Genomic DNA, 10460 nt, shown 5'->3' with positions numbered 1-10460 from the left:
GTATAAGGGGGCTTCTACCCGTACCAGACGACAGGCTTGCATCAGCAGTTCTGGGTCAGAAATGCCCACATTGATATGAACACTGGCGGTGACCACATTACTGCCATAGGTTTGCTCAATGTAGTCATGATAAGGGTTTTGCGGGTCAGAGCGGTAGAAGCGATCGCTCCCCCCTAGAGACAGGGTACTGCCGGGAATCAGGGTGTAGTTTCCCAGAGTTTTCAGATAAGTGCGGAGGTGCTGGCGTGGGCGTACCAAAGCGCATAAGAGGCGATCGTAGCAGCATAAAGGAGCCGTGGTATATTCGACATTGCGGGTATCCGGTTCCCGCATGAAGCCATCCAAGGATGCCACAATCCGATCAGACAGACCGACAATTTCCCCTTGGGGAGTGCCAGTATACATTTCAATTTCAAAGCCTTTCGATAGCAGCACAGTATCTCCTAGAGCTGGGTAGAGCAACCTCTTAACTCTTCAAGTGTATCAGTGCTGAGAGATTGATTATAAAGTTTCCATTCCTTGTCTTCTTCACACCCGATGATGATCAACATCATTAACCGTATGTAAGGTGGGCAATGCCCAGCCTACTACGTCTGATGGCGATAAACATCATTAGCGGCACGATGGAGGAGAGAGTGACGGTAGATTAAAGCCTTCATGTCATCTCCATAGCCGCCCCCAATCACACTGGCGACAGGGTAGCCTGCGGCGATACAGGTGCTGAGTACCTGCATTTCACGGCGGTAAATTCCCGTATCGGTTAAGGCTAGCTTACCAAAGCGATCGCATGCGTGGGTGTCTACTCCAGCATCATAGAGAACTAAGTCAGGCTGAACCTCAGACAAGATATCAGGGAGATGGTGGGCTAAGGTTTGTAGGTAAGCATCGTCATCCATACCCACAGGGAGAGGAATGTCAAGATCACTTTTTTGTTTAGTGGCGGGGAAATTGACCTGACAGTGCATGGAGAAGGTAAAGACAGTGGGGTCATTTTGGAAAATAAACGCCGTACCATCTCCTTGATGAACATCCAAATCAAGAATTAGGATTTTTTGAACTAATCCCATAGTCTGGAGAACACGAGTCGCGATCGCTAAATCATTAAAGATACAAAAACCTGATCCATAGCTGGGAAAGGCATGATGAGTTCCTCCCGCCGTATTACAAGCAATACCATGAGTCAGGGCAAGTTGAGCCGTCAGGATTGTCCCGCCAACCGCCGTACAGGTTCGCGTCACCAAGCCGGGACTCCAAGGTAATCCAATGCGGCGCTGGGCTTTCGGGTCAAGTGTACCGTTACAGTAGGCTTGGATGTAGTCAGGGGTGTGGATGAGTTGAATCCATTCTCTGGGTGGAGGATTGGGAGTGTGGATTTGTTCAGAAGTGACAATCGTATCGGCGAGGAGGAGTTCACAGAGTTTGCCGAATTTGGACATGGGAAAACGATGTCCGGGTGGAAGGGGGGTAACGTAGTCGGGGTGATAGACGATTGGCAGGTTCATGACGGTGGTAGCTACTCAGTCATGAACTATTGTCATTGATTGGTTCCTCCCCGTTTCATTGATCGCTGTACAGGCTTATTTTTCGCCTCTTGCGTTATTGTTTCCCAGTCCGCTTGTTCCAAGACGGCATCTAACACATCAGAAATGTTGCAACGTTGCTCAAAAGCAATGCGTCTTAAAATTTCATGGTGTTTTGGCTGTACGTATACTGGTTTTCTTTGCGTCTGTGCCATTAACCCAGTGATTAAGTTAAGTCCCGTTAGGCTAATTGTACCCTAGCTAAACAGCTAACTTGACAACTAGCTAATTAGCTAATTAAATATTAAGACTAAAGCAAAGACTTTTCAACTCTTCTACAGGATGTAGGTCGTCAAAATGGAACAGTCAAACTTAAAGGAAAAAGCGATAGTCTCTTTATTTTCCGGCTGCGGTGGACTCGATCTAGGGTTTCGTCAAGCAGGCTTTAATGTGGTATGGGCAAATGAATATGACAAAGATATATGGCAAACTTATCAAAGTAATCATCCCAATACATTTCTTGATCGGCGTGATATTCGGCACGTTCCTTCTGCGGACATTCCAGACTGCTTCGGGATTGTTGGCGGTCCTCCTTGCCAAAGTTGGAGTGAGGCAGGTACTCAAAAGGGAATCAATGATGATCGCGGCAGATTATTTTTAGAGTATATCCGGATTTTGAAAGACAAGCAACCTCGCTTTTTCTTGGCGGAAAATGTTTCTGGTATGCTACACAAAAAGCACGAAAATGCTTTACGCAACATTATTGCAGCCTTTGAGGAAGCTGGCTATGTCATTTCCTACAAACTTTTGAATGCTCGGCACTATAATGTGCCTCAAGATAGAAAGCGAGTCATTTTCATTGGTTATCATATTGACTTAAATAAATGCTTTAAATTTAACACTTTAGTGCCTGGATATCGTATGTTTACCTTGCGAGATGCTATTTGGAATTTGCGAGAATCAGCAATCCCGGCATTTAGCAATAATAAGACACGCGGGGAAGACTGTCTCGTGGCTAATCATGAATATATGGTTGGTGGATTCTCCAGTATTTATATGTCTCGTAACCGGGTTCGTTCCTGGAATGAACCATCATTTACCATTCAGGCGGGTGGTCGTCATGCACCAATCCATCCCCAGGCAAATAAAATGATTCATATCGGAAAGGATAAATGGATATTTGACCCTCAATCACCCAATCCTTACCAACGTTTATCAGTTCGAGAATGTGCGAGAATTCAAACCTTTGACGATGACTTTATTTTTTACTATGAACGATTAGCGGCTGGGTACAAAATGATTGGTAATGCTGTTCCAGTCAATTTAAGCTATGCTTTAGCCAAAAGTATATACCAAGATTTATTAGCCGCAGACTCCCCCAATAAACCAAACCAGATACAGGTTCACCCTATAACAACATCTTAGTTAAGCGTTATATTTTGATTCCACCATCTATTTTTTCTTTTCAATCATTAAAAAATAGACGGTTTTCCTATCGGCTTTATCAATATCATTTCTCCATCCTCCTCTGGGAGTTCCAACTACGTCGTCAAAAACCCAAGGTAAGTTATCTTGCTTTTTGGCAAGACTCATCGCTCTTCCATGTTCGCTCTTACTTGTTTGTCCTATCCATTGTCGCCTGATAGCTATGTGTAACCTTTCCTTGTAACGATTGAAATACTCATCAAAAGAATAAATTTTGATAGTATCTTGACTTATCTGAGTCGCTGGCGCTTCTAAAATTAATTCGGCTGGGTGTTGTGACATTCCTAAATTAGGACTCCCTAACATCATCAAAAATTTTAAAAGTGTTTTGAAATCATTTTCCGAGAAAAAATTCTGCCAAGGGCGATCTCTGCTTGAAAGGAGTCCTTGATGGAATCGGTGAATTTCTTGATCAAGCTGAGTTAAGATTGTCTGAGGAGCAGCTAATCCTAACCGTGAATAGACTTGAATCAGATTAGCTCTCTGTAAGCGATTAAATGAAAATGAACTCCCAGCTTGTTTGAGAGAAACCCCTTTACCATTCAGATAAACATCTGCTTTTTTCCTCGAATCTGTTGTTGATAGAGTCGATATATCACTTAGAGATTCTGCTAGACGATAACCCGGATGGTTTTTGTCAGGAATCCCTATTTGTCGAAGTAGACCAATGTGCTTGAGATTAATGCGCCCTATATTTAAGAAGAGAAACTCGCATATAGCTTTTTCATTTCCTGCCACACTAATGTCTCCATAAAACTTTTAGTAGCAATCTATCCATACTAACGGCTTACTCCTTCCGAAGGAAAAGGCTTAGGGTAATGTAAACTTGGCTGGTGTTGCTTACTGAGCATTTCGATAGTTCGCGATCGCCTGTAACATTTTCTCCCTACTCCCATAGTACGATTGGATGGTTTCAGCTATTTCCAGGGCGCGATCAGACTTCCCCGCAACCGCTAACTCGCGCACGATTGTATCCAAGGTACTGGCTTTTACAGAGAACTTTTCAATGGTTTTAGCAACGTGAATGGCTTGCTCAAATTCACCCATAGCCGCTAGCGCGATCGCTCGATAACTAGGCTGTTGCATCGTGTCAGCAATTTTCAAGGCTTGTTCATACTGTTTGGCTTCTATTAACTCGTATAGAATTGCGGCAAATGCCTTATCTTTAGTTGCGTCATTTCGTAGCGTTTCAGCCATATTTAGGGCTTGAGTATAGTTGCCATTTTTTGCAGAATTTAACGATTCATAAAGCAATTTTTCTTCTTCTCCCCAAATCACAGATGTTCCTGAATAATAAGAAGCTACTCTTTTTGTACCCACTCCACATTCTAATACCCCATTTTTTACAACTGGAGCAGCAGGAGGTGTTTTTCCAGAAGATTTCGACTCACATAAAATCCTTACAGTTGTTAAGTAATTGGACTCCAGGCTATCTAAATCTAAGAATACACCACTGACAAGGCTGTTAAGGTTCCTTTGCTTAGGAATGGCATAGTTCAAAGCATATAAGGGAGTAGCATGAGTTGAATAGGTATAATTTGAGCCTCCTCTGTTTACATCAAGAAAAAGAATAGAAGGTAAGAACTTATTTTTTCGCATAAAATTATCGCTTTGCTCCAAATCCATTGAATCAATAGTTCGTTTGGCTTGTGCTGTCTTAAGCGTCTTTATCGTAGGCAATATTAAGCCAAAAACAGCAAAAGCAGCAAGGCTAAACTGAAGTGTAATTAAACGCAAAAGACGTAAGAAACGAGGGTTATGTCTAGTGCTTTGACTGCTACTCTGTAGAGATTTAGCAATCATTTCTCGATGAACTGTATTAAGCTCTAGCAATGCTGATTTAGCTTTACGGGCTTGAGAAAAGCGTTTTTCTAGCGCTGGTTCAGTCATCATCTCAAGCCATTTCGCAAAAACCTGATTTAAATTAACTTGAATATTTGTCTGAAAGTCCAGTCGCATCTCAGACTGCGGTAAATTAGCAGGAGCAATACCCGTTAATAGATGAATTAACGTTGCTCCCAAGGCGTAAAGATCACTGGCGGGTACAGCACGTCCCCAGAGTTGTTCTGGTGGTGTATAGCCGCTAGTTCCGACGACAGTAAACGTGACACCTTCAGCTTTAGCTTTATCTTGCACCGCACCAAAATCAACCAGATAGATTTGATTGTTTTTTCCTAAAATTAGGTTACTCGGCTTAATGTCGCGATGGATAATAGGGGGACTCAGTTCATGCAAGTCGGTTAAGATAGTCAGAATCTCTTCAGCAAAGCAACGGACTTGATGTTCGGTAAAACGTTTACCTTGATCAAGCAACTGTTGCAAAGACTGACCAGAAATATATTCTTGTACTAAGGCAAACCAACGTAATCCAGTACCATCTTCCTCGTCCACTGAAAAATAGTCGAGATAGCGAGGAATCCGGGGATGATTGATATTTTTGAGTACCTGAGCTTCCCGTTCAAATAATTTGAGATGCTCCCACTGCATCTGGGGACTAAAGGGGAGTAATTTAACAATGACTAATTGTTGTTTAGATTCGGAGGCTAAATCAAGGGCTAGCCAAGTCTGACGACTCGGTCTTTCGCTAATTTTTTCTTGAAGTTGATAGCGTCTCGTCAACTGACACATTGTATTGAACATAATATATTTTTCACCTGTTTCATAAATCTTGATCTTATCAGGCTAATCTTTGAAACTTTCTACAATTTTTGAGGCTATATTGAATGCAATAAAAAGGAAAGGTAATAATGCCAACATTAGCAAGAATTGCCCATCTCCACAATCCTGAAAACAGAGTCCAAGACCCAACATATAAAAGGCAACTACCAAGGTAGTGATCAAACAAATAATCGAGATTATAATTAAAAAAATATCAACTATAATCTTTGTTGGTATTGAAATAGTCCATGAGCGTAAAGTATTTTTCCTGGATAAGCATTTGTTTTGTGTGCGATGAATGTGCCGAGTCTTATCAACATAGTGCCGATTACTATTTTTCAGGTTTGACAAGGCTTGAGACGCGCAATTAAATCGCCGCTCCAAATTTGGATCAGTGAGGGATTCCAGCCAATTCACAAAACTAGGACTTAAACTGACCCTATCGCGAAAATGAATGCGTAAATTTTGCTGAGGTAAATCAGCGGGTGCTGTCCCCGTTAATAAATGAATTAATGTAGCGCCCAACGCATATAAATCTGAGGCGGGAACTGCTTTACCCCAAAATTGTTCGAGGGGGGCATAACCTGCTGTACCGACAACGGTAAACGTGACTCCTTCAACCACAGTGGGGTCAGCGACAGCGCCAAAATCAACTAAATAGACAGATGCACCTTGAGCCGTATCGACATCCTCTTGAAAAATTAAATTACTGGGTTTAATATCGCGATGTAGTACAGGCGGATTCAACCCATGTAAATAGCTCAAAATCTCTAAAATTTGAATCGCAATGGAACGTACCTGAGCGAGTGTGAAATGCTTCCCCTGATTAAGTAATTGCTGAAGCGATTGACCGGGAATATAATCCTGTACTAAACAAAACCAACACAACCCTTGACCCATCTGTTCATCTAAAGAAAAATAATCCCGATGTTTTGGGATGCGGGGATGGTTCAGCGCTTTGAGAACCTGCGCTTCGCGTTCAAAGAGTTTAAACTCGTCCCACTCCATCTGAGGACTAAACGCCAGTAGCTTGACGATTACCTGTTGTGGTGGTGTTTGGGTGGTATCTTCAGCTAGCCAGGTTTGACGCCCCGCATTTTGGGAGAAGCATTTTTGCAGTTGGTAGCGATTCTGTAAGAGTTGTTTGGCTTGTAGCATGAGGGCGCTTCCGGAATGGGGTTACTCAGACCTATCTCTGAATCTAGGAAGCTTATGCAGTTTGTAGAGGCGTTTCATGAAACGTCTCGTCTCTACACCAATTTTTTGCTAGCCTTTTGGAAGCGCCGAAACCCTTGATATACCGTAGGGTGGGCATTGCCCACCAGCCAAAATTTCAGTACCATGCAGCTTATACAGCTTGTAAAGATATTTGTTAACAAGCCTCAAATCCTTACTGTTCCCTGTTCCCTGTTCCCTAATCTCAACCGCTAACTGTAATTGTGTCCGACTACTTATAACAAATGACCAATGACAATCCTCAAGCCAATCCCTGAGAGACAAAACCAGCCCAATAATAGGGATGAGAAAAAGGCTGCTTCTCCTGCGCCAACAACTGCAAACGCTGCTGCTGTACCTGAATTTTATCGATAAACTACCTCCCACGCGCCTTTTTTACCCCGTTGTCGCTGAATTAACGGCGCTGTATTCACGCCATCCTTTGCCATTTCTTCGCCAAACACCTCCACCAGCCGCCGAATTACATTTTGTACAGTTGTATTAATTGAGATTTGACAATTAACCCCCTGTAACGGTTCTGTTTGACTCATTTGTTTGGCTATTTCCCGATGAGACGGCTGAGACTCGCGACGCTGAAACCGCAGCGGAAAAAAATGCGTTCTCTGAGATGTTTATCGGTAAAATTTTGTGAAAACAACTGCTGGTTGATATCGTGCAGAAAGTTTTGATTGTCATTCATATTGTTAAGCCTCGGTTTTTGATATTTTCACCCTCATCCCCTAACCCCTTCTCTATTCCCCTACCGTTTTCTTTGAGCGCCTAACTTTTTAGGAGAAGTCTAGAAACCTGAGTCGGGGCGGGTTTAGTCACATCTAGATGCAACCCAAAAGATAGTAGTGAAACCCGCCCCTACACAATCTCTCACTCAAAACCAGGTTTCCTTGAACGAAGCAAAGGGTCAAAACTTACCTCCATTCGTTGTGTCACATACCGTGAAAAGTTAGCTGCTTGCTCCCTTTTTGCTCCCCTCTTGCTCCCCTCTCCCAAGCTTGGGAGAGGGGCTGGGGGTGAGGGCTGGCTTAAGCTGATGGTGAGGGGAATTGTGGCTTAACTTAACCTAGATAGCAAGCCTTGCGCCCCTACATTTAACGTAGCAAAACCGATTTAAATTGTCAGCAGAAATACCCTAAAATGTAAAATCTACTATTTCCGCCTATTTCCAATTATTCCTATCTATTTATATGTTTCAATCTATTTGTAGATGATTATCGTTAATTTACCACCACCCCAAGCAATCAAATAACTTTTTATTTCTATCGACTAGAGGAGACGCAATCCGATGAACGCCAACGCCGCAAATCCTGGCTCATGTTCTTAATTCTGTCTGGTATGGCGTTAGCGATATCCTTCAGCCAACCCTCACCCTCGGTTGATTGTCAGACCCCTGTCACCTTCCCGTCTCGCCAATCAACCCTATAGACAGATGCCAGGGAACCTCTTTACACTAATCCTTACCCGTAAGACCAATGACAAATGACAAAGGACAGCGATACAATCATTTATCTCGACTGTCGCTGACCTATTTAAGACGAATGTCACTGACTTTAGAGTTTGTAGTAAGCGCTAAAGCGCTTCTGGCACGCTTCGTGCCTACTACGAACCCAGCTTAAGTCAATAACATTCCATTTAAGACAAAGGACATCGCTTGCTTCTCGCGATAACGAATGACAAATGACAATTCTCGCCGTTAACGTTACTCCCACCTACTGACTCATCCCGTTTTTTGCTTATGCAACTGTACACATCCCGGCGTCGAACCAAGATTGTAGCCACGATTGGTCCTGCTACCAGTCATCCAGAGATACTCAGAGACCTGATTAAAGCAGGTGCGACAACGTTACGGCTCAACTTTTCCCATGGCACTCATGATGACCATCAGCGTAGCATTCGCCTGATTCGCCAAACGGCATTTGAACTGAATCAACCCGTAGGTATCCTGCAAGACTTACAAGGACCGAAAATCCGTTTAGGCAAATTTGAGAACGGTTCGATTACACTAGAACGAGGCGATCGCTTCACCTTAACCAGTGAACCCCTAATCGGCACTCAAGAGATCAGTTCCGTCACATACCAACCCCTCGCTGATGAAGTCCCCAACGGTGCGACGATTCTCTTGGATGATGGCAGAGTGGAGATGCGGGTAGAAGAGATTAATCGCGAGAAACGCGCCTTACACTGTCGGGTCGTTGTCGGTGGGACGCTCTCCAATAACAAAGGGGTCAACTTTCCAGGGGTCTACCTCTCCATTCGCGCCCTCACGGATAAAGACCGCCGGGATTTGATGTTTGGCTTAGACCAAGGGGTCGATTGGGTCGCCCTTAGCTTTGTTCGCAATCCTCAAGATGTGCTGGAGATCAAAGAACTGATTACCAGCGCCGGGAAAGATGTTCCGGTTATTGTCAAGATTGAAAAGCACGAAGCCATAGAACAAATGGATGCTATCCTCTCCCTCGCCGATGGGGTGATGGTGGCGAGGGGTGACTTAGGGGTAGAGTTACCGGCTGAGGATGTACCTATCTTACAAAAGCGGCTAATTACCACCGCCAATCGTCTGGGAATTCCCGTAATTACCGCCACCCAGATGCTGGATAGTATGGTCAACTCTCCACGCGCTACCCGTGCAGAGATTTCCGATGTAGCAAATGCCATTTTAGACGGGACTGACGCCGTAATGCTGTCCAATGAAACCGCCGTGGGGAACTATCCCGTCGAAGCGGTATCGACGATGGCAAAAATTGCTACCCGTATCGAACAAGAGGAAATTGTGCGGAATATGGAAGATACCCGCCGTTCAATTCCCAATGCGATATCCCAGGCGGTGGGTCAAATTGCCGAACAGTTACAAGCCTGTGCGATTATGACCTTAACCAAAACGGGTTCCACAGCAAGAAATGTCTCCAAGTTTCGCCCCTCGACTCCAATTCTGGCGGTGACTCCCCATGTGGATGTGGCGCGACAACTGCAATTGGTGTGGGGAATTCGCCCCCTATTGGTGCTGGATTTACCCTCAACGGGTCAGACATTCCAAGCCGCGATTAATGTCGCCCAGGAAAAACAGCTTGTCGCTGAGGGGGATTTGGTGGTGATGACGGCTGGGACATTGCAAGGGGTTCCAGGTTCGACGGATTTAATTAAAGTGGAAGTGGTCACGGCTGTCCTGGGTCAAGGGATTGGTATTGGTAAAGGTTCAGTGAGTGGTTTAGCGCGGGTGGCGTATAGTGCTGCAGAGGTGAGTAACTTTAGTCCAGGTGAAATCTTGGTGGTTCCGTCAACCAGTGCGGATTTTGTTGATACCATGCGGAAAGCCTCCGGAGTGGTGACGGAGGAAGATAGTTTAACCAGTCATGCGGCGGTGATTGGAATGCGCTTGGGGGTTCCGGTGATTGTCGGCGTGAAAAATGCGACTCAGCGGATTCGAGATGGGGCGATTATCACCCTGGATACCCAGCGCGGTTTAGTCTATTCTGGGGCGATGGCGGCGAGTCCAGCTAGCAGTGGGGCGGTCATGGTTTGATTGTAGGGGCGGGTTTAGGGACTTGCGTTTCGCGATTGATGATCACC

General features: G+C 44.5%; 10 protein-coding genes and 1 pseudogene. 2 read left to right on the top strand and 9 right to left on the bottom strand.

What is annotated here, in order from left to right; all coding sequences use genetic code 11:
* The 3 genes from gshA to MC7420_RS15275 all read right to left on the bottom strand — a co-directional run.
* Positions 1-435, bottom strand: a 435-nt coding sequence (gene gshA / locus MC7420_RS15285; RefSeq protein WP_044207552.1) for a glutamate--cysteine ligase, incomplete at its 3' end; no start/stop codon positions are given.
* Positions 436-587: 152 nt separating this feature from the next.
* Positions 588-1502 carry a histone deacetylase family protein gene (locus MC7420_RS15280; protein WP_006101553.1) on the bottom strand — a complete coding sequence of 305 codons (915 nt, stop codon included), beginning with the start codon at positions 1500-1502 and terminating at the stop codon, positions 588-590.
* Positions 1503-1534: 32 nt separating this feature from the next.
* Positions 1535-1735: a hypothetical protein gene (locus MC7420_RS15275; RefSeq protein WP_006101573.1), complete on the bottom strand. Its 201-nt coding sequence runs from the start codon at positions 1733-1735 to the stop codon at positions 1535-1537.
* Positions 1736-1877: 142 nt separating this feature from the next.
* Between MC7420_RS15275 and MC7420_RS15270 the strand changes: the two genes are divergently transcribed.
* The gene (locus tag MC7420_RS15270; RefSeq protein ID WP_006101468.1) at positions 1878-2945 is read left to right on the top strand and encodes a DNA cytosine methyltransferase; all 1068 of its coding nucleotides are present in this window, start codon (positions 1878-1880) and stop codon (positions 2943-2945) included.
* 27 nt (positions 2946-2972) lie between these two features.
* Here the strand turns inward: MC7420_RS15270 and MC7420_RS15265 are convergent, their stop codons facing one another.
* The 6 genes and pseudogenes from MC7420_RS15265 to MC7420_RS39795 all read right to left on the bottom strand — a co-directional run bounded on the left by MC7420_RS15265 (position 2973) and on the right by MC7420_RS39795 (position 7578).
* Complete coding sequence (locus tag MC7420_RS15265) at positions 2973-3743, bottom strand: hypothetical protein (RefSeq protein WP_006101446.1); 771 nt, start codon at positions 3741-3743, stop codon at positions 2973-2975.
* 102 nt (positions 3744-3845) lie between these two features.
* A complete protein-coding gene (locus tag MC7420_RS42540) occupies positions 3846-4808 on the bottom strand; it encodes a type IV pilin-like G/H family protein (protein ID WP_269546292.1) in 963 nt (320 codons plus the stop codon).
* A gap of 27 nt (positions 4809-4835) precedes the next feature.
* Positions 4836-5645, bottom strand: a pseudogene (locus tag MC7420_RS42535) (serine/threonine protein kinase); the annotation flags it as partial.
* Between the two features lie 42 nt (positions 5646-5687).
* Positions 5688-6821 carry a serine/threonine protein kinase gene (locus MC7420_RS15255; RefSeq protein ID WP_006101462.1) on the bottom strand — a complete coding sequence of 378 codons (1134 nt, stop codon included), beginning with the start codon at positions 6819-6821 and terminating at the stop codon, positions 5688-5690.
* A gap of 422 nt (positions 6822-7243) precedes the next feature.
* Positions 7244-7429: a hypothetical protein gene (locus MC7420_RS15250; RefSeq protein WP_006101308.1), complete on the bottom strand. Its 186-nt coding sequence runs from the start codon at positions 7427-7429 to the stop codon at positions 7244-7246.
* 8 nt (positions 7430-7437) lie between these two features.
* The gene (locus MC7420_RS39795) at positions 7438-7578 is read right to left on the bottom strand and encodes a hypothetical protein (RefSeq protein WP_006101583.1); all 141 of its coding nucleotides are present in this window, start codon (positions 7576-7578) and stop codon (positions 7438-7440) included.
* Positions 7579-8628: 1050 nt separating this feature from the next.
* Between MC7420_RS39795 and pyk the strand changes: the two genes are divergently transcribed.
* Positions 8629-10413 carry a pyruvate kinase gene (pyk, locus tag MC7420_RS15245; RefSeq protein WP_006101455.1) on the top strand — a complete coding sequence of 595 codons (1785 nt, stop codon included), beginning with the start codon at positions 8629-8631 and terminating at the stop codon, positions 10411-10413.
* Positions 10414-10460 lie beyond the last annotated feature (47 nt).

The sequence above is a fragment of the Coleofasciculus chthonoplastes PCC 7420 genome (assembly GCF_000155555.1).
Taxonomy (GTDB): domain Bacteria; phylum Cyanobacteriota; class Cyanobacteriia; order Cyanobacteriales; family Coleofasciculaceae; genus Coleofasciculus; species Coleofasciculus chthonoplastes_A.
Note: the sequence above shows the minus strand (reverse complement) of the source record. Positions and strands in the feature narration are given on the sequence as shown.